This window comes from [Ruminococcus] torques ATCC 27756 (assembly GCF_000153925.1).
GTDB classification, from domain to species: Bacteria; Bacillota; Clostridia; order Lachnospirales; family Lachnospiraceae; genus Mediterraneibacter; species Mediterraneibacter torques.
In genome coordinates this window covers 15,866-40,371 of sequence record NZ_DS264382.1, presented here as the reverse complement: position 1 = coordinate 40,371, position 24,506 = coordinate 15,866, and the positions used below count along the sequence as shown (strand labels likewise).

The 24,506-nt window shown below is 39.8% G+C and carries 20 protein-coding genes, 1 tRNA gene and 1 pseudogene; 1 reads left to right on the top strand and 21 read right to left on the bottom strand.

Annotation, left to right across the window (positions count from 1 at the left end; all coding sequences use genetic code 11):
• Positions 1-3: 3 nt before the first annotated feature.
• Positions 4-789, bottom strand: a complete 786-nt coding sequence (locus RUMTOR_RS11825) for a PP2C family protein-serine/threonine phosphatase (RefSeq protein ID WP_004848250.1) — start codon at positions 787-789, stop codon at positions 4-6.
• Between the two features lie 60 nt (positions 790-849).
• Positions 850-2,538 (bottom strand): trypsin-like peptidase domain-containing protein, encoded by a 1,689-nt coding sequence (locus tag RUMTOR_RS11820; RefSeq protein ID WP_004848248.1) that lies wholly within the window; start codon positions 2,536-2,538, stop codon positions 850-852.
• Positions 2,539-2,734: 196 nt separating this feature from the next.
• On the opposite strand from RUMTOR_RS11820, the gene RUMTOR_RS11815 reads away from it, so the two are divergent.
• Positions 2,735-4,225 (top strand): helix-turn-helix domain-containing protein, encoded by a 1,491-nt coding sequence (locus tag RUMTOR_RS11815; RefSeq protein ID WP_004848246.1) that lies wholly within the window; start codon positions 2,735-2,737, stop codon positions 4,223-4,225.
• Between the two features lie 55 nt (positions 4,226-4,280).
• Here the strand turns inward: RUMTOR_RS11815 and RUMTOR_RS11810 are convergent, their stop codons facing one another.
• The 19 genes and pseudogenes from RUMTOR_RS11810 to RUMTOR_RS11720 form a co-directional block, all read right to left on the bottom strand.
• The gene (locus RUMTOR_RS11810) at positions 4,281-4,631 is read right to left on the bottom strand and encodes a HepT-like ribonuclease domain-containing protein (RefSeq protein ID WP_009242930.1); all 351 of its coding nucleotides are present in this window, start codon (positions 4,629-4,631) and stop codon (positions 4,281-4,283) included.
• Positions 4,624-5,094 (bottom strand): nucleotidyltransferase domain-containing protein, encoded by a 471-nt coding sequence (locus tag RUMTOR_RS11805; protein WP_009242931.1) that lies wholly within the window; start codon positions 5,092-5,094, stop codon positions 4,624-4,626. Before RUMTOR_RS11805 ends, RUMTOR_RS11810 begins: the two co-directional genes overlap by 8 nt.
• Before the next feature lie 375 nt (positions 5,095-5,469).
• Positions 5,470-7,743: a hydratase gene (locus RUMTOR_RS11800; protein ID WP_004848240.1), complete on the bottom strand. Its 2,274-nt coding sequence runs from the start codon at positions 7,741-7,743 to the stop codon at positions 5,470-5,472.
• 244 nt (positions 7,744-7,987) lie between these two features.
• Positions 7,988-9,373: a DUF6612 family protein gene (locus RUMTOR_RS11795; RefSeq protein WP_004848238.1), complete on the bottom strand. Its 1,386-nt coding sequence runs from the start codon at positions 9,371-9,373 to the stop codon at positions 7,988-7,990.
• 72 nt (positions 9,374-9,445) lie between these two features.
• On the bottom strand, positions 9,446-11,773 hold the full coding sequence (locus RUMTOR_RS11790) for a transglutaminase domain-containing protein (RefSeq protein WP_009242932.1): 2,328 nt from the start codon (positions 11,771-11,773) through the stop codon (positions 9,446-9,448).
• Between the two features lie 87 nt (positions 11,774-11,860).
• On the bottom strand, positions 11,861-12,364 hold the full coding sequence (locus RUMTOR_RS11785; protein WP_009242933.1) for a hypothetical protein: 504 nt from the start codon (positions 12,362-12,364) through the stop codon (positions 11,861-11,863).
• Positions 12,348-12,869 carry an RNA polymerase sigma factor gene (locus RUMTOR_RS11780; RefSeq protein WP_004848233.1) on the bottom strand — a complete coding sequence of 174 codons (522 nt, stop codon included), beginning with the start codon at positions 12,867-12,869 and terminating at the stop codon, positions 12,348-12,350. Before RUMTOR_RS11780 ends, RUMTOR_RS11785 begins: the two co-directional genes overlap by 17 nt.
• Before the next feature lie 311 nt (positions 12,870-13,180).
• A tRNA-Ala gene (locus tag RUMTOR_RS11775) sits at positions 13,181-13,253 on the bottom strand.
• A 199-nt stretch (positions 13,254-13,452) separates the two neighbouring features.
• A pseudogene (locus RUMTOR_RS13960) lies at positions 13,453-13,927 on the bottom strand (hypothetical protein); the annotation flags it as partial.
• Positions 13,928-14,247: 320 nt separating this feature from the next.
• Positions 14,248-14,598 (bottom strand): hypothetical protein, encoded by a 351-nt coding sequence (locus tag RUMTOR_RS13580; protein ID WP_242647708.1) that lies wholly within the window; start codon positions 14,596-14,598, stop codon positions 14,248-14,250.
• Positions 14,599-14,830: 232 nt separating this feature from the next.
• Positions 14,831-16,225, bottom strand: coding sequence for an ABC transporter permease (locus RUMTOR_RS11760; RefSeq protein ID WP_004848227.1), 1,395 nt, complete (start codon positions 16,223-16,225; stop codon positions 14,831-14,833).
• Positions 16,226-17,101 (bottom strand): ABC transporter ATP-binding protein, encoded by an 876-nt coding sequence (locus RUMTOR_RS11755; RefSeq protein WP_004848225.1) that lies wholly within the window; start codon positions 17,099-17,101, stop codon positions 16,226-16,228.
• A gap of 71 nt (positions 17,102-17,172) precedes the next feature.
• Positions 17,173-18,375 carry a HAMP domain-containing sensor histidine kinase gene (locus RUMTOR_RS11750; RefSeq protein WP_004848224.1) on the bottom strand — a complete coding sequence of 401 codons (1,203 nt, stop codon included), beginning with the start codon at positions 18,373-18,375 and terminating at the stop codon, positions 17,173-17,175.
• Positions 18,363-19,043, bottom strand: coding sequence for a response regulator transcription factor (locus RUMTOR_RS11745; protein ID WP_009242939.1), 681 nt, complete (start codon positions 19,041-19,043; stop codon positions 18,363-18,365). Before RUMTOR_RS11745 ends, RUMTOR_RS11750 begins: the two co-directional genes overlap by 13 nt.
• A 194-nt stretch (positions 19,044-19,237) precedes the next feature.
• Positions 19,238-20,056: a CvpA family protein gene (locus RUMTOR_RS11740; protein WP_004848219.1), complete on the bottom strand. Its 819-nt coding sequence runs from the start codon at positions 20,054-20,056 to the stop codon at positions 19,238-19,240.
• Positions 20,057-20,064: 8 nt separating this feature from the next.
• Positions 20,065-21,261 (bottom strand): DUF5711 family protein, encoded by a 1,197-nt coding sequence (locus RUMTOR_RS11735; RefSeq protein WP_004848216.1) that lies wholly within the window; start codon positions 21,259-21,261, stop codon positions 20,065-20,067.
• Positions 21,262-21,340: 79 nt separating this feature from the next.
• Positions 21,341-22,549, bottom strand: a complete 1,209-nt coding sequence (locus RUMTOR_RS11730; protein ID WP_004848213.1) for a LysM peptidoglycan-binding domain-containing protein — start codon at positions 22,547-22,549, stop codon at positions 21,341-21,343.
• A 171-nt stretch (positions 22,550-22,720) separates the two neighbouring features.
• Complete coding sequence (locus tag RUMTOR_RS11725; RefSeq protein WP_004848210.1) at positions 22,721-23,662, bottom strand: transketolase family protein; 942 nt, start codon at positions 23,660-23,662, stop codon at positions 22,721-22,723.
• Positions 23,650-24,486, bottom strand: a complete 837-nt coding sequence (locus RUMTOR_RS11720) for a transketolase (protein ID WP_009242941.1) — start codon at positions 24,484-24,486, stop codon at positions 23,650-23,652. Before RUMTOR_RS11720 ends, RUMTOR_RS11725 begins: the two co-directional genes overlap by 13 nt.
• Positions 24,487-24,506: the final 20 nt, after the last annotated feature.

Genomic DNA, 24,506 nt, shown 5'->3' with positions numbered 1-24,506 from the left:
CCTCTAACACACCTTAAGGAGAATGACTGAAATATTATCTTTCTCCTGACGTGATTTATTCAATTCCGTACAATAGACCGCTGCGTCTTTCAGCGCTCTTTCCGTCTCCATTTTTTCAGGATCTATCAATTTATAAAATTCCTCTTCCGTGATCACATGGCGAAATCCGTCAGAGCAGAGCATATAAACTTCGCCCGACTTATATTCTCCCTGTGTAAACTCCGGAATGATCACCTCGCTTGCTCCGACGCATTGAAGAAGTACGTTCCGCTGCGGATGCACTCTCGCCTCATCCGGCGTCATTCTCCCTGCGTCAATCTCTTTTTGTACAAACGTCTGATCTTTTGTCAACTGAGTCATCCCCTGTCCGTCAATTTTATAGACTCTGGAGTCGCCCACATTCATCGTATAATATTTCCCTTCTGCCATCAGAAGTACCGCCGCAGTTGTTCCCATCGCAATATGGGAAATCTTTCCGTGATCGGCGATTCTTTGATTTACATCAAGGATCAGTTTATTTATTTCGTTTTCCAATTCCATACGGTTAATCCCATCAGCCGTCCTTCTCCGATAAAGAAGTTCCGGAAACTGAACTTCAAACCACATAGAAAATGCCTTGATCAAAGCGGCGCTGGCGACCTCACCTTTGGCAAGACCGCCCATTCCATCACAAACTACAGCAAGCATAACGTCGCCGTAGTCTGTGGATGCCTCTTTGATTAAGACAGAATCCTGATTCGTATTCTTTTTAATTCCTCTGTCACTATGTACAACACTTAAAAATCCCATTCTGCCTCTCACTGCCCTTTACTCTTTTGTCAATTATAATCAGCGCTTTTATCGTTTAGATCATGATGCATGAAATTCAAATTCTTCATCCGAAATCTTCAATGTCGATCTGTCTGTCAGCAGTGTTTCCTGATATGGATTTAACTGAACTCCGTTTACAAACGTGAAGTTGCTTGACTTCTGATCTGCCGCATAGTAATCAGAACCTTTCTTTGTGATCACTACATGATATCTGCTGACAGAAGTATTATCGGAAATACAATAGTTCACTCTTCTTCTTTCTTTTCCGATTGCAAAGTTCTGTGAATTGATCGTAATCTTCTCACCGTTTTTCTTTCTGATCAGATAAGCGCTTCCTGCTCCGTTAAGTAACGTTGTTTCGCCTGCTCCCGAATCAAGCAAAGTAGTCTCGCCTGCTCCATCCGGCTCTGCCTGATACGGCTGTGCGTAAGGCGCTTTCGGCTGTTCCGGTGCACGGTTCGGAGGTACTACAGCTCCGTTCGGCTGCTGAGGCATTCCTGACGGAGGAACATTTCCGTTTCCTGCCTGTGCTTTCTTTTTCTTCTTGCTGTTAGAAGAAACTACGATAATAATGATTACTACTACAACAACGATCACTCCTGCTGCGATTCCGCCGATCAACAGGAAGTTCATTCCGCTTTTTTCTTCCAGATTTTCAACAGCAGCTTTTACATCTGATGTTGCCGATGTCACCTGTGCGTCTGTAGCCTCTGTATCGTTCGCAACTTTTTCTGCTTCTGAGATTGTATCGTTGAGAACTTTTACACTTTCTTCTGTGTAATTTTTCGTATCAACTGCTTTCGCCTTTGTAATTTCACTCTTAAGCGCTGTTACAAGATCTGCGTCCGGTCCTTCTTTTTCTTCCGGCTCTTCTTCATCAGGAGTCTGTGTTGTTGCCTGTGCCCCTGCATTAATATAGGAGATACCGAATGTGTCAAGACCACTCTTGATCGCGTTGATCTGTACTGCGTAGTATTTCTGATCTGAGCTGTTTCCATATGTAAATGTATTAACACCGATTACCGACTTGTTGGAATCTACAAGAGGACCGCCGGAATTTCCATGGTTAAGCTGTGCAGTGTGCTCGAAGAAATCAGCTCTTCCTCCGACTGTCAGCTTAGAAATCGTTCCGTCTGTTGCAGATACGTCAGCCGCCGTATTAAACTCTTTATTTTCGATCGAGTCTTCCGGGAATCCGTATGCGTTTACTGTCTGTGTCTGCTGAACTGTACTGCTGTCTCCCAAAGCAAGCGGTTTTCTGTCATAAATCTTATCCGACAGTTTCATTGCTACATAGTCCATCGTCTGACTCTGCACACTGTCATGGATCGTTGCCAGCACGCTCATGTCACGGTTCGCATATACTCTGATCTTCAGATGCGGATCGTTGTCTTTTAATTCGGATAATCCCAACGTTTCCATTGCCGCGCTTCTGATCGTCACACCAGGAGCAATCTCTTCATTCAAATTGAAAATATGATAGTTGGAAAGTACATACTCTTCATTGATCAAAAAGCAGCTTCCGCCTGACAACGCTACACTGTTTCCGTTATCATCTTCATACTCAAGCCATACCTGAAGCGTTCCGTCCGCCGGATTTTCCGCAGCGCTTATCGCTTTGGTATTTCCCGTCGATCCAGTTTCTGCTGATACCGATACATTCATGCCGATGATCATGCACATGAGTGTAAGAAATACCAACAGTTTTTTCGTTAGTTTTTTACCCATAATCTCTTCCTCCTGCTACATATAATATTTGTCATTATATGTATAATATAGGGTTTTCCTTTGTTCTCAAAGATGTGTCAACCTTTGTGGTCAGCTTTTTTGTCGGATTTTTATAGATTTTTTATATTTGCTTTTATATAATTATCCTGTATTAGTTTGTCTTTCAAAAAGTAATACCCCCCCCTGGTATTTTGCCATGTGGGAGTATTCTTTTTTACCGAGGAAAACATGTGAGAGGGAGATTAAGATTATGCCGGATTTTGCGACATTATTATCAGAACATATCCACAATAAAAACATCAAAACTTACGCTCTTGCCCAATACTGTAATTTGGATCGATCCAATATGTACAAGATTATAAAAGGGCAACGAAAACCGTCTTCTTTAGAAATGGTAGAAAAAATGTGTAAATTTATGCATTTGTCGCCTTCAGAACAGGCCGATATGGAAGAATCATATCACATTGCCCTGATCGGACGCGAAAACTATTACAGGAGAAAAGCCGTACAACAGTTTTTTGAAGAATTCCGTATTCCGACACTGCAGCTTCCGGCAACTTCACCTTCCAATGCGTCCGATTACGCCGACAATGCTACCTTGCTTCATTCTCATCTTGAGATCAATCGCTCGCTCCTTTACATCATCGCCTCGGAACTGAAAAAATCAGGTGGAAAGATCAGTCTGCTCATCCAGCCGGATTACACGTTTCTTATGAACATTCTTACAGCAGGTGGTTATGCGTCCTCTTCTGTAGACATCGATCACATTATCTGCCTGAACAATAACCAGAACGTGTCATTTGCACGGCAAAATTATAATCTGAACTGCCTGAGAAATATTCTTCCTCTGTACAGTAATCATTATCAATATAACTGTTACTATTACTATGATGATATTGATGCCGTAACTTCAGCGTTTGCTTTATTTCCTTATGCGGTTATCACTACTGAATATGCCTGTCTGATTTCTTCAGATATGCAGTCCGGCTTTATTACTAAAGACCCGGAGTCACTAAAATTATTTTCCTATCTGTTCAGTCAGTACCTGGCGCAGACAACACCCCTGCTTCGCCCGGTCACAGATTTAGGCGGACAAATACAGTATGTCGAAAATACAATGCAGAACATAACCGAAGGTTATTTCTTTCAAATGCTTCCGTGCCTGACAAGGTTTTTGACAAGAGACATGTTAGAGACTTACATTGTAAAAGATCTTCCACACCGAAGCGAACTTCTCGACAGACTTCAGAACTATTTACATGAACTTCAATCAATTCCCGCTTCTGCCGACCTTACGTTTATCTGTTCTATCGAAGGAATAAGAAAGTTTTTAAATACCGGCCGCGTCGGAGAGTATCCTGCATATGCATATACTCCGCTGAACTTAAGCGATCGCCTCTTTCTGATTCGGCAGTTGGCAAACTCCATGCTCAACGAGCATAATCGGCTTTTGAAGCGGGCGATCGGCATGATCGACCATGAATTTTACCTCTTTGCCGGACGCCAGTACGGCTATTTCATGTTTCAGACTTCAAATACAGACCGGATGATCTACCTGAACATCGAAGAACCCGGACTGCTTTTTACATTTTTTGATTTTTGCGATACGCTTGACGATGAAATATTCTTCACATCTGAAGAAGCTTATAGAAAAATACACGATCTGATTCAAGAATACAGTAAATAAAAAATCCCCTGACCGCCGCAGATGTTTCTTTTGCATCTCGCTGTCAGGGAACTTTTTATTCTTTTTTGCAACGGCAGATTCCTTCCAATATTCCGATCAATTCCGGTATATCTTTTTTTACCGTATCATATACAATCGTAAGGTCTACATTTCCATATTCATGTACAATTCGATTCCGCAATCCTTTAATAGCTCTCCACGGAATGGATGGATATGTTTTTTTAAATTTTTCTGTCAATTTCTCGGAATTTTCTGCCACCTGTATTAGCCGAAACATAATAGAATCAACAAGAATCTCATCCTCTTCCAATTTCGATTTTGACAGGCTCTCTGTATGTGTTCTAATAAAAGTGAGGTCTGTAATAATCTTATCAATATAATATTGGTCAGTCTTCTTATTATCCATAAATTTTAATTCCATCCTTTAATATTTCATTTATCAATTCCAAATTAGACTCTAGCTGTTCACGGTTCAGAATATCAACTCTTTTATGAAGTCCTTCTCTTATTGCTTCTACCAAACCATAAAAATGTATTCCGGACACCGACGTTCCAATTAAAAGATCTACATCACTAGTTTCTGTCGCTTTTCCTTTCGCATAAGAGCCAAAAAGATAACAATACTCTATATCATAATCTGCAAATACATCGGTACACACATCTTTTATCTTCTGTATGCTTAATATACCATGATCTTCATCCACAAATCCATATTGTTCTAGTTTTTCGAGCATATACAAATATTTTATTGACGTACGCTTAGCTGCATCAGTTTCATAATTTTGATAAGTACGCAATGGCACTCCTAAATATTTCGCACATTCCGCTTGGGTTAGTTTTTTCTGTTTCCGCAGTTCTCTCAGCATCATATTTTTCCACCTCATTCAAATGCTACCATAAAATATGGAAACGCGCAATTAAAACGCGCAAATTTCGCGTATTTTTTGCAGTTTAAGCACGCATGTTTTGCGTATTATTACTTATCAAAAAACGCAATTTCTATTTCTTTTATATTTCCATAAATTCTTGCACATTTATTATACCCGTAATCACCTCTTATTATCATCTACATAACATTTTCATCCCCACAAACTGCACATCCACTCTAATACTTTCAGCATACTAACCCCCACACTCAGAACATCTTTCACACAGAAATGAATTTTCCGTTACAAAAAATCCCCTGACCGCCGCAGATGTTTCTTTTGCATCTCGCTGTCAGGGGATTCTATTATTTTACTGTTTTATTTTGTTGCCTTATAGTAGTTGATCAGACATCCATCCAGAATAATCTGTCTCTCGGCATCTGTCAGATCCCCGAGTTTCAGCTGGATCTCTTTCAATTCATCACCAACAACATATGCGTTGATAACGTCTTTCTTTTCCTCAACTGCTTTTCTCACATTCGGAACGAAAATGTAATCTCCGTTTTTAAACGGAAGCGCCTCATGATCCGCATCTGTCAAAAATGGAAGCATTCCCCAGTTAATCAGGTTGGAGCGATAACGTTTTGTCGCATATTCTACAGCAATGTTTGCCCAGCCTCCGAGAACTTTCTGGCAGGAGGCAGCCTGCTCACGAGCCGATCCATCTCCCGGTTTTACTGCGAAGATCGTACTTCCTACACCGACATTTCCTTCTCCGACTTCCGGATACGCTGCCTGGATCTTAGACATAACCGGTTTCAGTTCCTCCAGAGCATCAAGAGGACATGTTCCTGCCTCGATTGCTTTCTGTGCTTTCTGAACTTCCTTTGCTCTTCCCACATATGCGGGATCTTTTCTTGAAAGTGCAAACTCTGCAAGTCCAAGCGGATTAGAACGATACGAAGACGTCTCTCCTGACGGAATAAGTTCATCTGTTGTCGTTACCGGATCGTGGATTTCAGATACGACCTTCACGATCAGATTCTCAGGAAGCGCCGACATCTCCGGCCAGTCTTTAATATTCGGACCAAACTGGATCTCTACATTCGGATCTGCTTTGCCTTTGCTGTCGAACACACGATTCGCATAAATATTCTGATCAAAATGATACTTCTGTCCTTTATATTCTACATCAAATGCCGTAGCAGGCGTCAGATATCCTTTATTTGCCGCTGTCGCCGCAATGGAACGAGCATCCATAAGAGCAACAGAAGAAATCTGACCGCTCTGAAGCTTGCTTCCTTCACGGTTCGGGAAGTTTCTCGTTGTATGACGGATAGAGAACGCATTATTTGCCGGTGTATCTCCCGCTCCGAAACACGGACCGCAAAATGCTGTTTTTACAACTGTTCCCGCTTCCATAAGATCGGCTACGACACCATTTTTCACAAGTTCCATATAAATCGGCGTACTTGCCGGATATACGCTGAACGTAAATGCATCCGATCCGATATTATGACCTTTGATGATATCTGCTGCCGCACAGATATTTTCAAAACCGCCTCCCGCACATCCTGCGATAATTCCCTGATCTACATAGAGTTTTCCGTCTCGGATCTTGTCCTGAAGAGAATACTCTACAGCTCCGTCAAGACTTACGAGAGCTTTCTGCTCTACGTCATGAAGGATGTCTGACAGATTTGCGTTCAATTCATCAATCGTATAGACGTTGCTTGGATGGAACGGCATTGCGATCATCGGTTTGATCTCACTTAAGTTCACACGAACACATCCGTCATAATATGTAACCGCTCCCGGATTTAATTCTTTATATTCTTCTTTTCTTCCGTGAATCTCATAGAATTCTTCGATCTTTTCATCTGTCGTCCAGATGGATGAAAGACAGGTTGTCTCCGTCGTCATAACATCTATTCCGATACGGAAATCAGCGCTTAAGTTTTTCACGCCCGGTCCGACGAATTCCATTACTTTATTATTAACATAGCCGTTTTTAAATGTAGCCCCGATAATTGCAAGCGCAACGTCCTGCGGACCTACCCCTTTCATCGGCTCGCCTTCAAGATAAACAGCGATCACTCCCGGCATCTTAATATCATACGTTTTGTTCAGGAGCTGTTTTACAAGTTCAGGACCGCCTTCTCCCATAGCCATTGTACCAAGTGCGCCATAACGTGTATGACTGTCCGATCCGAGGATCATCTTTCCGCCGCCTGCGAGCATCTCTCTCGCAAACTGATGGATAACTGCCTGATGCGGCGGAACATACATGCCGCCGTATTTTTTCGCACATGTCAGACCAAACATATGATCGTCTTCATTAATCGTACCGCCAACCGCACAAAGGCTGTTATGACAGTTTGTCAATACATATGGAATCGGAAACTTCTCAAGACCCGAAGCACGGGCTGTCTGAATAATTCCGACAAAAGTAATATCATGTGATGTCAATTTATCAAATTTAATCTGCAGGTTCTTCATATCAGAAGAAGTATTATGCGCCTCTAACACGCCGTAAGCTATCGTGTTTTTCGCTGCTTCTTCTTTAGAAACCGAAACCTGTGCGCTCCCTGTATCTTCAACAATCTCAGTGCCATTGAGCAAATACACACCGTTTTCATATAATTTAATCATATGAAACCTCCTTTTCGTTTGTCAATTTTACGCTATTTCTATATATTATCATACTTATTATGAAAATGTAACCAATACAGCAAAAAAACAACTTCTGCATACAGTAAAAAAACAACTTCTTCCGGAATCGTTCAGCCATACAACGAAAAGGGCGGGAATATCTTCCGCAAACGAATTTCCGGAAAGACCTCCCGCCCTTTTTCAGGCTATGATATATTTTTTCAAGCTTTATCTCTCGAAATCTTTATTCATAACACTGCAGGGTAATATTTTCGACAAGACCCGTTTCTGCATCTGTTTCAACTGTACATGAGTTGTCGTAACTTTCTTTGTCATACCAGTAATAAGTATTTCCATATTCTTCATCTTTATACGAATCCGTCGGTTCGCCGTAAGCTGCAAGAACGTCCGCTTCTTTCGTTCCAACCGTAATTCCGCCCGGGAACAAAACTGTCAGTCCGCCTTCTTCAAGATCATAATCATCTACAGAAATCGCTCCTACGATACAATCTTTCAATGCTTTCGGATCATCTCCTGTGTTTACCATATCCGCCATAATCGTATTTCCGTTTTCGTCTTCAAACCATGCCAACTCATATTCGCCTGCATTTACAACATAGTCTTCAGGTGTATATTCTCTGTCGAGTTTCAGACCTGTGGCTTCCAGATCTGCCAGACTGCACGGAAGCTTAAGAACTTTATCGTTGATCTGAACCGTATAGCTGTCCCATTTCGCGCCAAGTTCTTTACTCTGCTCTGCCGGTTTATCCGCTTTTTTATCGTCGTCTTTATCTTCTTTGTCCTCTTTATCGTCAGACACTTCTCCGCCTGCTTTTTCAATCACATCGTTCGGAACTTTAATCTCGCCTACACTGTCATATTCATGGTATGTCACTTCGATCGAGCATGCCGAAACATCAACGCCTTCTTCTTCCATCGCCTTTTCCATAATATCCTGCATATCGAAAGAAATCTTTGCCGGAAGAATATCATCTTCATAAACGGCGATCGTACACGGAAGTTCAAGATCTTTGATCACATCTTCGTCAATTTCAGAACCTAAGCTGTCTGCCATACCTGATTCCATCATGCCCACAATGTCAGAGCCTTTAATCTCGCCTTTCATCTCAAAACATTTTTCGCCGTTTACTTCCACCTTTTCTTTGGACATCTCAAAAGATTTTGCGTGTCCTCCCATACTTCCTGTAAGATCCGAAAGTTCTCCCGCCATATCTGCCGCAGAATCATCCATCTCTTCTTTTTGCCACTGATCGTTCGCCATCGTATACACAATATACTGATCTTTTTCTTTTACAGTATACATTTCAATCTCTGTTCCGACATTGGTGCCCATCATTTTCATGTCTACCGCGCCTTTGGCGTGACTTTCTCCTGATTTAAGATCCATGTCGATATCCATATCCATCTGGATGCCGATCGTAGTTGTATCGTCTCCCATCTCCATATCCATCTTCATGTTTGCCACTACCGACTCTGTGTCTTTCATGTTTTTCGCCATGTCTTTTAATAAGTTTTCCGGAGTCGCCTTTTTCCCGCATCCTGACATAAGCGCCGCTGTCATCATCGCTGCCATTCCCAGTGTCACTAATTTGTTCCTACGTTTTTTCATACCTTTTCCTCCTCGTTATATATAAATTTATATTATATACTTTTATATTTTCTGCTCTCGCTCTGTTTTCTTTTATTTTTCTCTTCCTTCTTCGTCTGTTAAATAAATTACCCCAAGCCAGTAATATCCTCCCAGTTCTCCGCTTCCGTATCCTTCGACTACTTCTTGTGCGATCTTCATAAACTCTTTATCGCTTAATGTATAATCTGTACGCAATACCGCAATTCCCTCTTCTTTTAATTCATTTTTAAGCGGCTCAAAAATTTTATTTTTCTCATAAAATTTTCCTTCTATCCGGTAAAACTCTTTGTCATCCGACTTTGCTTCATAATCTTTCACCTTATCGTCAAGTACAAAACGTTCGTCTTCTACAAGCACTTTGTCTGCCGCGTAATCGGGAAGATTTAACAGCGCATTTAAGATCAACTCATTATCGTTATTCGTGGAATCTACGATCCTCCACTCCCCGTCTATTTTAATCTTATTCCATGCGTGGGGAAGTTCACCGTCCAGATTTCCTGTCACAACGATACATTCCAGTCCGGCCTGCTGCGCCAGAAGTTTGAATGCTCCGGCATAACTTGAACACACTCCTGTTTTATTTAACAAAACGCCATACGGTGTAAAGGAATCATTAAACTTTGCATCGACTCCGGCAAAATCGTTTTCTTCTGCATTTTCAAGCGCGTCCATATCGTATTCAGCAGTATCGCACAGATATTGATTGATCGCCATTTCTTTCTCAAGTTCTGTCATATCGTCCGTAATAATACTGTCTACAACACGTTCTGCCTCTTTCGAGATTTCTTTTTGTTTTTTCTTTATTTCTTCCGATTTTGTATCATATTTGACATGCAGTGTCTTTCCGCCGTTTGCGATTGACGCCCCCGTCACTCCGAGTACCATTGGGTTTTGATAAACCGCTTCTTCCCATGCATCCAACAGATAATCCGTATCTGCACTTTCCGGAAATTCCTTCAAACTGATACTTGTGTTCGCATTGAGCATATTTACTGCCAGATATTCACTCAAAGCGCTATTTGCAGTGACTTCATACTTTCGTTCACTCTCTCCCGAAGACTCCTTTTCCTCTTTTTCACTTTCGGTCTCGCCTTCCACTTTCATCTCCGGAGTAACCGCACCTGCACGATTTCTTAATTTCTCTTGTCTGATTCGAACCTTTTCCAGTTCTTCTTTCCAAGTATCAGTATTATAACTTTCTACGACAACAACTCCGTCAAATCCTGTTCCGTCAATCTTATACGGAACTTTTACGATATTTTCACCGCTCCATGAAGCCTTCTCTTCCTTCGCGCTTTCAAAATCATAATTAATCAGCTTTTGTACAAGCGTTCCGTCGCACATCGTCACCCATTTATATGACGGCATTTCGCCGAACGACTGCGTATAATTTGAACCTTCCTCATTCAGGCTCATCTTCACTTCTTCCGTAAAAGGAACTTTACGCGCAATATCTGTTTCCCTGAACATATTGCTTAAAGCAGATGTTCCGTCCTTTGATACTGCTATAACGCAGTAATAAGTTTCATACTCTGTATCTTTCGGTATCGCTTCGTTTCCCTCTCCGTACTTTTCAATAACGTATGGCTCCCGGCGATCCGCTTCCGACACATTATAAGTAATAAACTTTGCCGTTGATTCGGGAATCCATTCTGTTCCTTCTGTTTCACCTTCGACCCAGCCGTCTCCGGATAATCCCATCTTTTCTGAGGACGTCATGCTCATCACATAATAACGCTCTGCTCCCGGCACTTTTTTCCATCTGAAAACCGGAAATCCTTCCTCATTAATCCCAAGAGTAACTCTCGGTGCATTCTTAACTTCTGAATCGACGGTAAACACTGTCACTATCGGTTTCTCCAGTTTTTCTCCGGTTTCAAGATCCACATATTGAACCATATAATACTGTGGAAGATTACCCCAGTCATTCAACTCTCCTTTATCAAACAAAGACGAATCTGCCGCTTGATATCCCGGCGCATCCTCGTCAAGACCTTCGCTCATGATCCCGCCTACACTCCATCTCGGAGGTGTAACTGATAATTCCTTTGTTTTTTCATCCCACTCAAAATGTGATCCGATCTGATAGGTGAGTTCCGGATCTTTATACACATTTACGATCTGTGTATATTCCGTAAATCCGGCATTCATTATATCAAACCCCATTTTCAGCTTAAGCCTTTCGTCACGGGCCACGCCGCGGATCGGATCGGCATATTCATACTTTTCATTATATTTTTTTCTGATAGAATCCGCCAGTTTTGCAGTCTCCATCGTTGTCTTCCCGACGTTTTTCTGCTGCGGACCTCCGCATGCGCTTAGCAAGACTGCCGTTACTGCCAAAACACTGATACATGTTTTCAAATATTTCTTTTTCATAAGCATTTCCTCTTTGATGAACAACAAACAGTTTTTTTTTGCGTTTCTGCTTATAATACCTTTGCCGCATCCAAAAGGTTACGTCTTTTATAAAGTTTTTTTCAAATATTCTGTCAGATTTTCTTTATCCCCTTTTTCTTCTGTCACATACCAGATTTTCCCGTCTTTTTCAAACACTGCATGAAGAATTCCGTCTTCCGTTTTTCCTATATATACTTTTTCTCCGTGAACCCTTCCCGGCTTCAGCTTCCACAGCTCTTTCGGGATATTCTCGTCATCCTTCTCCGTATACTTTTCAACTTGAATATCTTCCCACTCTCTCGTCTCTGATATGTCCTTTTTTCCGAGATTTAATCCAATCTCCATCTCTGATGAAGCAAATGTCACATCTTGTATCACAATCTTGTCTTTAAACGCCGCTCCCCATATACCAAGGCAGACAAAACAAAAGCATGCCGCTATTGCCGTATATTTCCACAATCCGATAATTTTGCGGCGGCGCTCCTCTCTTTCAGCTGCTTTTACCGTCCGGTTCACTAATTCTTCCGGGACATGAATGCTGTCATTTACTTTCTTATATTCGTCCCACACAGTCAAACTCTCCTTTCAAAGCTTCCTTAAGCATCCCCCTGCTGCGATACAGGCGGGTTTTTACAGCCGACTCCGAAAGTTCCAACATCTCAGCAATCTCAGAAACAGAATATTGTTCATAGTAAAACAAATGTACTGTACTCCTGTAATCTGCCGGCAGGCGAAGAACTGCCTCATATATGAGATTCTCCGGCAGATCCATCTCATAACTGTCCGTGCTCTGAACATCCCTGTCTATAGAAACTGTCTTTTTCCGAAACGCACTATCAAACTGTTTCTTGCAGCAATTAACAGTTACTCTCAAAAGCCATGCCTTCAAATGCTCTCTCCCCTGAATTCTTTCTTTATACTTTACTAATCGGAGGAACACTTCCTGAAACACATCTTCTGCTTCACTTTTATTTTTCATTTGTACCAGAGCAAGCCGATAAACCATATTTCCATGAATACGGATGGCTTCTTCTACATTAATTTCTTCATGACTGCCCTCTGTTTGACCTCTCATATATAATACCTTTTCCCGTACTTAAACGTCACATAGATTTTATGTTTATTTTTTGATTATATCTTACTTTTTTTCTTCATACAAGAACAAAGTAACAAACCCGGACTTTGGCTCGTTGCACAATATAAAAAAGAATCCTGCTCGCAAGATTCTCCGCCTGCGGCGGGTCGCTTTAGCGACGTACTTCTTTTCCGCCGCAGTGCGCTCCTACACGGAGCGTTTTTTATGCTATGGAACATTACGGAGTAATTTCCTATAGCATAAAAAATCCGAACACTGACTAATGCCAATGTTCGGATCTTTATTTAAAGTGGAGAATACGAGAGTCGAACTCGTGACCTCCTGCTTGCAAGGCAGGCGCTCTCCCAACTGAGCTAATCCCCCATAGCGTTCTTAGAACTTTTATAAGATATCATATTCTAAGAAACTTGTCAAGTTTTTTATGAAATTTTCGACAAATTCATGCCAAAACATGCAGCTTCCATTTCCCACTTTTCGTATTCGTTGTAAAAAATATATAAATACACCTTCCAGACAGGGGAGAAATCAAAACTTATCCCCCATTTTATAGATTTAACTATGATCAATTTATACGAAGATAAAACTCTTCTATCAGACGAGCAATATTTTCTTCTGTATCTTCAAGCTCATCTGCAATTTCGGAAATTGTTTTTCCTTTTTCGAGCTTTTTTTGAATGAGAGAACAGGTTTTTTGAAGATTTCCTTCTTCTCGACCTTCTTTACGACCTTTATTAAGTCCAGCCTGTTCTCCACTTTGATATTTTTCGCATTAAATAATCAGCAAGTATTCCTTTTTCAATGCACTCTTTTATCGCCTTTTTATAAGGTTCTTCCACACCGGAGATCTGATAGTTCTGCACGATTTCCATAAACTGGCTATACTCTTTCAGCACTTGACATTTCTCTAAAATCTCATGATGTTCTTCCGGTCGGATATTAATAACCTTTACTTTTAATTCCAAACTTGGTTCATTATCTTTTACAATATAAGCATCTGACAAGCACAGTTCTTTTTCTTTTGCCCACTTTTCTTTTCCTACCATAGGCTCTCCTTTCATGTGCATGAATGAGTCCTATCGTACAAGTAAGAAAACACTCTTAAGTTTTTTCTCTCAAAGCTTTTTCTCCTAAAGCTTTCTCTTATAACTTTCGGTGAAACTTTTTTCTTCTGTTAAGAATCAGTATACGAAAAAAAGAGACGTTCTACAAGACTATCCATGCAAATCTGTTTCGTTGTGTTCTGGGTAATTTTGAGGGAATTCCTCTGACCGACGAAGCTGTCGGCATCTTTCACAAAAAGAATTTCTGTGAGTGGATTTATCATAACATATCTCTTCTTCAGAGACAATGATATATTTTATTTATACATTCCCCTAGTCTCTTTTACTGACAAAAAGAAAACTACCAGAAGAAAACTATTTATGCTCATAAGAATCATCAATTTCCCCATCTCTATTTCTCCGCTTATAATCGGGAATATGTATAATACATTTTCTTCTGTTAAAATATCGAATTGACAGAAAGACCAATATCCTAGCGAAGCTAGATAACCTATAATGACATTATTTCCTAATTGTGAAAAAAGAAGTCCTAAAATCCCCAGAAAAACAGCATACAGAATTGTCACGGTTACATATTTTAAAAATGGAAAACTGCAGTTTTGAAGCCGCATAATACTTGCGAATATAGTAATCATAACTGTAATCATCCAGAAACTGCATATCAGCCGAATGCTTACGCTCTTTCTATATGACCATACTTTCGTATAAACAATCTCTTTTACGGAAACTTCCAATTCTTGCCTTATTATAGGAATGAAAAGAAATACCCCTATCAGAGCTAACGATTGTCCGAATACATCTGCGGAATGAATGTTGTCTAAATTAGAAATTCCTCTTATAACCGGGATAATGAATGTATAGACAGCCGCCAGTAATAAACTATTTTTGAATGTGAGCGGTAAATCGATCCTTAAAAAATCCAAAATGCTTTTGCAAAAAGAAATCATAATTTAACTTTCCACCTCTTTTCTTGTTATATACTACAACAGATAATGCTATCAATATCAAAGACAAGATCACAAACAGTCCTCTATTCAAACAGATCAAATTAAAATCTTGCTTTATAAGTTCAGAGCCTCGTAATAAATTATGCCGTATCATCAGCGTAAATATTTTTGTATCTCCCGATAACGCTGTCAAAGAGGTGTCAATAAACCACCATACAAACTGTACCAAAATAGCTATCGGCATAGATGTTAAAATTGTCAAGAACATTCCTGAAGAAGTAACAATCATTGCTGTCGGTAATAACCACCAAACAATATATTTCAGAAAAGCAAACACATCTATTGCAATACCGGTTTCAGCAGAAAATTCAATCAATGGAATTAACGACTCAAAACTCAAAATAGTTATCGGCAATAACACTGCCGCAAGCATTGCTAAGAAACGAATCGTAATAAGCTTTGTTGTTCCGATCTGTTTACAGTCAATCAGCTCATTCATACGGTTTCGTCTATCCTTCAGCCAAAAGATAACTACTAAGAACACAGGATATAAACCTAAATCTCTTGTCATATAATCGCAAAACAATCTTGCAAAAGCAGCAGAAACTTTATCATCATAAATCGTTTTCTCATATTCATTCATTGCTTCTTCATAAGTCATTTCTGCCAGACCATAATATTGCAATAAATTTTCCATAGAATAATTAGAACCTGTTCCAATGATACTTTCTGCTTTTTTCATAAGCTCTTGAAATTCCTCGTAAGAAACTTGAGCTACAAATTGTTTTGTATAATCAGTATTTTCAGTTGGTTGTTCTTCATTTCCCATTTCAAATGTAAAAGCTCCATTTTCACTTTGTGTTCCGTTACTGCCAAAGTGAATAACATTTCCATTTACAGCAGGGAAATAATCATCTGGAAGATGATTGATCTGCTGTTCATTTAAGCCTGTTATTTCTTTGATTATATTTAAAATCTCTTTTTGCTCGTTCTCATTTAAAACTACTTCCTTATAATAGCTAAAAGGATATGTTGCATAGGAATTTGCAAGATATTCCATAATTAGCTTGTCAGTACCACCGCACATAATTTTATCTGGTACTTCTTTATTTTTCATTCCATAGCTTTCTTTATTTTTTTCTGGTTTTTCTAAAATCGAACCACCAGTCAGCCCGGAAGAAATAGATACCTCATTTCCTTGCGAACCAGTTATTTCTTTTGTTGTTACACCGTAAAAATTTTCATGCCAGCTAAAAAGCAGCAATCCAATAAACAATACATATATAAAGCTAAAACAAATTTTTTTCAATTCTTTAATAAACAGCATCTATTCCACCTCCTGCTTGAAACTTGATAAGAGATACATATAACTGTCCTCTATCGTAGGCTGACATGAAACCCATTCTTTTTTTGGTGCAGCGTTTGATAAAAAGTGACAAGATACATTTATTCCATTTTGATAAATACTGATAACACGGTATTTCTGTTTAAACTGATTTAATTCATTTTGCAGAATCGTGGTAGTATAGACTTTTCCGTTTCCAAGCTGTAACAACTTTTCTATTTGTCCTTCAAAAACAACAGTTCCGGAAGATAAAACAGCTGCTTTAGAACAAGTGGCTTCTATATCACTTGCTATATGCGTAGATAATAAAATAATTCTTTCCACTGCCAATTCAGAAAGAAGATTGTAAAAGCGTAATCTTTCTTCTGGGTCAAGTCCTGCCGTCGGCTCATCAATAATCAAAATTTTCGGATCATTTAATAATGCCTGTGCAATACCGAAACGACGTTTCATACCACCGGATAAATTTTTAAATCTTTTATTCTTCTCGTGTTCCAAATTCACTTGTTTTAAAAGTTCGTTGATACGCCTCTTACGAATATTGTTTGGAAGTTCAGTCAAAATCCCAAGATAATCTAAAGCAGAATAAACCGTCATATTTGGATATATCGAAAATTCCTGTGGAAGATAACCGATTATTTTTCTGATTTCTTTTTTCCTTTTTATATCAATCCCATTGATTTCTACCATTCCCGTTGTCGGCTCTGACAATGTAGCCAATATACGCATAAGCGTTGTCTTACCGGCTCCGTTTTCGCCTAACATTCCATACATTCCGATCGGTATATGTAAAGAAATATCTTTCAACACATTTTGTTTCCCGTAGTTTTTATTCAAATGTTCAATACTAATTTCCATAAAAAAACCTCCTTACGTTTTTTGTAAGGAGATTATTTCATATAAAAGTCAAATTTCAGAAAAGTTTCCGCCTATTTTTTAATCTTGATTGTAATAATTGCTCCACGATCCGGAAGATTGTCTAAAAATATATTCCCTCCGAATTTTTCACTAAGTATTTTACAGATAGATAATCCTATGCCAAAATTTCCACCGTTTGAAGCGGAACTGAAGAAGAAAGAAGCTGCGGATTTTAATTCTTCAGATGTAAAACCTACTCCATCATCTTGCATTGAAAAATACAAATAATCCTCTTTTTCTTTGATTGAAAATATAATTTCTTCATGTGAAAAGCGGAGTGCATTGTCAAAAATATTCTCTAAAACTTTTGATAACATCGCTTTATCTGTCGATATAAAATCAGAGTTTGAAAAATCCCGTATAACAAGTTTTTTATTCTCTCGTGCCGCTAAAATAGAAAATTCTTTTGTTATGTCGGCAATCAACTCTTTCAAATTATAATTATCTTTTTTGATCTCAATATCTTCCATTTTTTGTATATCTTTCACACACTCTACATATCGTTTTAATCTATCGACAGCTTCTGTCATATTTTTAATCGTTGTCTGTAAGGTTTCATTTGTAAGAGTTTCTCTTTCGATTGATTTTTCCAAATAATCAAGATAGCCATTGAGCACCGTGATCGGCGTTCTTAAATCGTGTGAAACAGAAGCCGTCAGCGCTTTTCTCTCTTGAAGCATATTCCACATTTTACTATTGCTTTTGTAAATCTCATTTTTCATATGTTCAAATGTATCACATAACTGCCCCAGCTCATCATCAGATGTGTATTGTATCTGAAAATCTAAATCCTGCTGTGAAATGTGGTACATACCATTTTTCAGATTTTCAAGCGGTATCTTCAATTTCCATTTGTAATATAATTTTGCCACCATAAAAGAAGCGATTATAATATAGGCAATGGGTAAGGACACCATAAGAATCGTAATGCACCAATAATATAATTGATTTTCTTTTGAAAGTTCTCCATGTGTATATTTCTGCGGTACGGCAGTAACCCCGTTATTATTTTCGGTGTCATTACTATCTGCGTCTCTAATTACATAGTCTGTGATGATAATAGGTCTTGTATCAAGTATTTTTTTCTGGATAGATGAACATGTCAATATTGTAATTACTGAAAGAGCGCTGACCAGACTAAGACAAAATACCGCCAGCAATACTAATGATCGTTTTAGCGACATCTTTTGAAATACTTCTCTTATTTTTCCCATTTATATCCGACTCCCCAAACTGTAGTAATATAACCTTTATCCGTAAACTCATTAAATTTCAGACGTATTTTTCGTATATGCTCTTTGATAACAACGCTGTCTCCATTGCCGTCAATGCCCCAAATATTTTCATAAATTTTTTCTCTGTCAAAAACCTGACCTGCATTAGAAGACAAGAGTTGTATAATTTCAAATTCTTTATTTGACAATTCAATTTTATGCCCTTTGATATAAAGACTTCTATCAGAATAATCAATAATAAGATCTTCTGAAAATTTACTTTTTGTCTTGTTATGACTTCTTTGTTCGCGTCGTAAATGCGCCGAAATTCTTGCCAGCAATTCATTTACAGAAAATGGCTTCGTAATATAATCATCTCCGCCTGCCATTAACCCGTTGATCTTATCCTGCTCAGATACTCTGGCAGTGAGAAAAATAATCGGACAAGAGATAAAATCACGAATAGAGACACATAAATCCAAACCGTTCATGCCATCCATATTGATGTCTAATAAAACTATGTCCGGCGAGTAAGATAATTTATCCAAAGCCTCTGCCGCATTGCCGGCAGTATAAACAGAATACCCTTCAAATTCAAGCTGTAATTTCAACATATCTAAAATAGACTGTTCGTCATCTACGATTAGGATCTTATATTTTTCTTCCACAAACTTTCACTCCTTATCAATGAGATTAAAAATCTTATAACAGAAAAAAGTCAATTTTTCGCCAATTTTTAATTTCCCTATTAAAATTAATTTTATCACAAAATAAAAAAAGTTACTGTACATCAAAATACAGTAACTTTCAGTTACAAAATAACATTTTGTTTATTTTTCCAACAGCCCTCTTCTATACAGATTTAAAATTTTAACAGGCGGATCAAAAGCGGATTTGTTTCATATAAGAAACGCAGAATACTACTCTTTTCAACCATTTCAAAGCATGCGCTTCCCGCCTCTGTCGTATAGGCAAGCGTCATGATGAGAAATCCGATCCACACAATGACAAGCGCAAGCAAAAGACCGAGCGCTCCTCCGGCAATATGATTTGCCAGTCCAAGCACCGGAAGTTCCCCAATAATATTCACAGCAAACATCAGCGCCTTCACAAGAATGATCGCCAGCAAAAATGTCACAAGAAACGACAACAGATTCAATACAAGATGCGATGCATATGCCGCCACATATCTCGGAAAACTTTTCACTCCCAGCTCTCCGTAAATCGTGCTGTTGTTATTTTCTATAAGCTGATCTTTCAAAAACCGGGGAAGAGGGGCTTCCTCAATCAAGTTGATCTGCACATCTTTCGGAATATCTCCGATCACACTTAAAATATCATCCGCCGTAATGCCGAGCACATCCCAGTCCATCTCGTTTAACTTGGAGATGTCTTCCGCCGTAAGATTTTCCAATGGCGTTCCTGTCAGATCGATCGACTGAAGCTGCTCAGACGTTATCTCCGGCATAAATTTCTCAGTAACTTTACTTTCTAAGAAATCATCTACAGGCGTATACTCCTTAAGCGCTCGTGTAACATGCGGCGAAAGGAACAGCACAAGAACAAGAGTCAATATTGTTGACAAAAGGGAAAGTCCGAGTTTTAAAAATCCTCTAACATACCCAAAAGCAATACAGATAAGAAAAATCGTTCCTACAATGATCAAAAGCCAATTATCCATAATCTCTCCTATTTCGTCAGATAAATTACCCGTAATTCATCTGCGCTCATCACATAGTATCTGTTCAATCCCGAAGCTTTGAAAATCTCCAGCGCCTCTGTTTTTATGTCTCCTTCAAATTTTACGATTCCGTTTGCGGTCACGATACAGCACTTACTTCCTTCATACATAATAACTTCGCTGCCTTCTATCTTTGCATTTTCGTATCGTCCCGAAATCTCTTTATTAAGTATCCTCTCCCCAAACCGATCATACAGCCGCAGCTCGTATCCTGATTTTTCACTGTTAAGCAATATAAGCCCTATATATTGGTCTGAGTGAAATACGCTCTGTATCTCCTGTCCGATCGATATCTCTTTTTCTTTTTTCGGTTCGGCTTTCCCTTTATAGATGACGATCGAGTTATCTCCTACTACAACAGAGCGGTCGCTTCCCATAAAGAAAATGTCTGCCATGATCGTGTCTGAATATTCATCCGATGCAACGATCTTATCCGGCTTGTCCTTTCCACTCTCTCCGAAATTATAATAGATCACTTTTGACTTCAGCACGGCGTCGTCTGTATGAAAATAAGTTACCGCCAGCATCTTTCCGTCGTCAGACATATCCATCGCAACAGGATAACCCATTACAGGAACAGTTACCTGCTGCTCCACTAAAACATTGCCCATTGCATCATAAGAAATGATCTTCGGCGCAGTTTCATTTTTCAGCAGAACTGTCACAATTCCCTGATCCGAAATCGCCATATTTTCAATCGGAAGACTTGTCTCAATCTCGCCTTTCAAACCTTCTTCGGAAAATACAAGAATGCTGTTTCCTCCGATATCTCCTACCGCAAACGCTTTTTCTTTCACCTCAATGATCGGATTTTTCAGTTGTGTCGACTGAATCCACTTTTCTTCGTTTTTCTTATTTAAAAAAACAACGCCATCCCGATTGTATCGCACGATTCCATTTGCAAAATGGGCATAATTACTTGTATCCGAACTATCTGTCGAGTACCTGACCGCCGTTCCGGCTTCACTATACGCCTTATTCGTGAGCATCAGATATGTTCCGCTTACCGCAAGAGCAATAAGAATAACCGGCACAACAATCTTTTTTAATTTTTCCCTGTGTATTTTCTTCGTTTTAGCACGAACTTCACTTAGATCATCGGGGGGTGTTACTATTTTAAAATCCGTTTTTTTCTTTTGTGTCATATAACTCCCCTTCTTTATATTTCTGTTTTATGTCCTTTTTATTTCCGCTAAATCTATTCGCCAACATCTTACCATACTTTCATGGCAATAGCAATTTCTGTCCGATATAAATAAGATTGCCGTCCGTAATCCCGTTCATTTTGCAAATCGTGTCTACATGGTCAAGATCGCCGTATATCTTACGGCTGATAATCGCCAGCGTGTCTCCTTTCTCTACAATATAAACCCCGTCCTGACCGTTCGCGCTTCCAATAGTCTGTTCATCTGCCCCCTGCGCAGAATCGCTTCCCTCCGGTTCTTTTTTATCATTGCTCTCAGACAGGCTGTTTTCCGGATTTTCATTTTTCTCATCTTTTCCGTCTTCCTTTTGACCTGACACACTTTCCTCCTTTGTTTTGTTTTCATCTGCGGAATCTGCATCTGTCTGTCCTTTTACTGCTTCAATTTCTGCAGATGTGGGAACAGATCCGTCATCTGTTGTTTCTTCTGACGTTTTCCCATCTGACGCAACTGTCTCTTTATCTAAAAATCCAAGCGTGTTTTGTACCGATTTCATCCTGTCGAAACTGTTAAACAACGATACCCCCATAATTACAAGTATCAAAATCACACAAGCTCCCGCAGCATACATCAGACTCCCCGGCCGTCTGCCTTTTTGATGCTCGCTCCGTTTTCTAGCCAAAGAACGAAAGTCCTTTGCAGCTCTGTCTTCCACTGTTTCCGACGCTGACGCCCCATTTTTTTTCCGGCTGGAGATCATATAATTCTGCATACACGGATTTTTTTCATAATATGTGTAATGCCCTCCGATCTCCAGCAAGTCATTCATTTTATGTACATAATATGTCTCTTCTTTTTCTACCGGATCTTTCATAATGAAAACGGTATTTTTCTTCGGAAATGATTTTTTATGAAGCTTTACGGTTTCCGGTTCCGGAATGAGCGGCGCTCCGGGATGTACTACAAACCATCCTAGCATTTCCCCGTCTTCAAAATACTGTTTGCAGTCTTCATATGCGTTTTTCCATGCAGCCTCATCAATCACATATTCTTTATCCGACATTTTCAGATCATGCATCTGAATCGCACCATAAATATAAACATAATCTTCATCCTCGCCGTTTTGAATATCTCCGACAAGAAAAGCCCCCATAGGGTCTGTGCCTGCTTTCTCACATTTCTCACACAATCCGGCAAAAAATGTATCTACATAATCTTCCACATAAATTTTAGGACTGTCGCTTACATTTCCTATTTGACGCACGTTTTTCGGTAACTGTCTTTCCATTTATACTCATCCTCCTAAATCAACTGAATATTTTAAAAATCAACAATGTTTCTATCGGCGTTGATATGAGGATAGCACAATAAAAAAAATGATTTTATCAGTTATTGTCAGAAGAATTCGACATATTATAAAAGATGCCGCTCAAAATGAACAGCATCTCCTTTTGTAATATTATGATACGAACGCTTTTACTTTTTCATAAATACCGTTTATGCCAAGTCCGTATTTTTCGATCAGTTCAAGCGCCGGACCTGATTCTCCATACACATCGTTAATTCCGATCTTAAGCACTTTTGTCGGAACATTTGCGGAAAGCACATCACATACTGCGCTTCCAAGTCCTCCGATAACCGAATGCTCTTCGACTGTAACGACTTTGCCTGTTTCCTGTGCGGCCGCAATGATAAGTTCTTCGTCAAGCGGCTTGATCGTATGAATATTGATCACTTTTGCATCAATACCTTCCGCTGCCAGCTTCTCCGCTGCCTGCAGACAGTTGTTGACAGGAAGTCCTGTCGCAATGATCGTTACGTCTTTTCCTTCTCGAAGCACAACGCCTTTCCCAAGTTCAAACTTATAATCCGGTCTGTCATTGATCACCGGAACAGCCAGACGTCCGAACCGCATATACACCGGCCCTACATATTCGTAAGCCGCGCGCACCGCCGCTCTTGCCTCTATGTCATCAGACGGATTGATCACAACCATTCCCGGAATCGTACGCATCAAAGCAATATCTTCATTACACTGATGTGTCGCTCCGTCTTCACCTACGGAAATTCCGGCATGTGTTGCTCCGATTTTTACGTTCAGATGCGGATAACCGACTGAATTTCTTACCTGCTCATAAGCCCGTCCCGCCGCAAACATTGCGAAGGAACTTGCAAACGGAACTTTACCCGCAGCCGCCAATCCTGCTGCCACGCCGATCATATTACTTTCCGCGATACCGCAGTTGATGAAACGTTCGGGATATGCAGCCTGAAATAAACCTGTTTTTGTCGCAGCCGCAAGATCCGCGTCAAGCACAACGATCTCTTCATGTTCCGCCCCAAGCTCTACCAGCGTTTCTCCGTAACTTTCCCTCGTCGCAATCTTCTTTACTTCTGACATAACGCTTCACCTGCCTTTTCCAAATCTGCCATCGCGATTTTAAATTCCTCGTCGTTCGGCGCTTTTCCATGCCATCCCGCCTGATTTTCCATAAAAGAAACTCCTTTTCCTTTCACAGTCTTGGCTATGATCACCGTCGGACGTCCTTTTACTGATTTTGCCTCTTTAAATGCAGCGTCAATCTGATCAAAATCATTTCCGTCAATATTGATCACGTGAAAATTAAACGCTTCAAACTTTTTATCTATCGGATACGGAGAGTTCACTTTTGTAATCTCACCGTCGATCTGAAGATTATTATTATCCACGATCACAAGAAGGTTATCCAGTTTGTGGTGAGACGCAAGCATCGCCGCTTCCCACACCTGACCTTCCTGGATCTCTCCGTCACCGAGAAGTGTATATACGCGGTAATCATCACCCGATATCTTTGCCGCAATCGCCATTCCTACAGCCGCAGAAACTCCCTGTCCGAGAGAACCTGAAGACATATCAACACCCGGAATGCACTTCATATCCGGATGACCCTGAAGATAAGAACCTGTATGTCTCAGTGTGATCAGATCTTCTTTCGGGAAAAATCCTTTCTCTGCCAACGCGGCATAAAGCCCCGGCGCTGTATGTCCCTTTGAGAGGACGAAACGATCTCTGTCCGCTTTTTTCGGGTCTTTCGGATCTACATTCAATTCCTCAAAATACAGATAAGTGAATAGATCCGCCGCGGAAAGTGATCCGCCCGGATGTCCTGCTTTCGCACTGTGAACCGATGTCACAATTCCCTTGCGGACTTCATTTGCAGTTTTCATCAACTTTAACTTGTCCATAATGTCTCCTCTTTAATGTC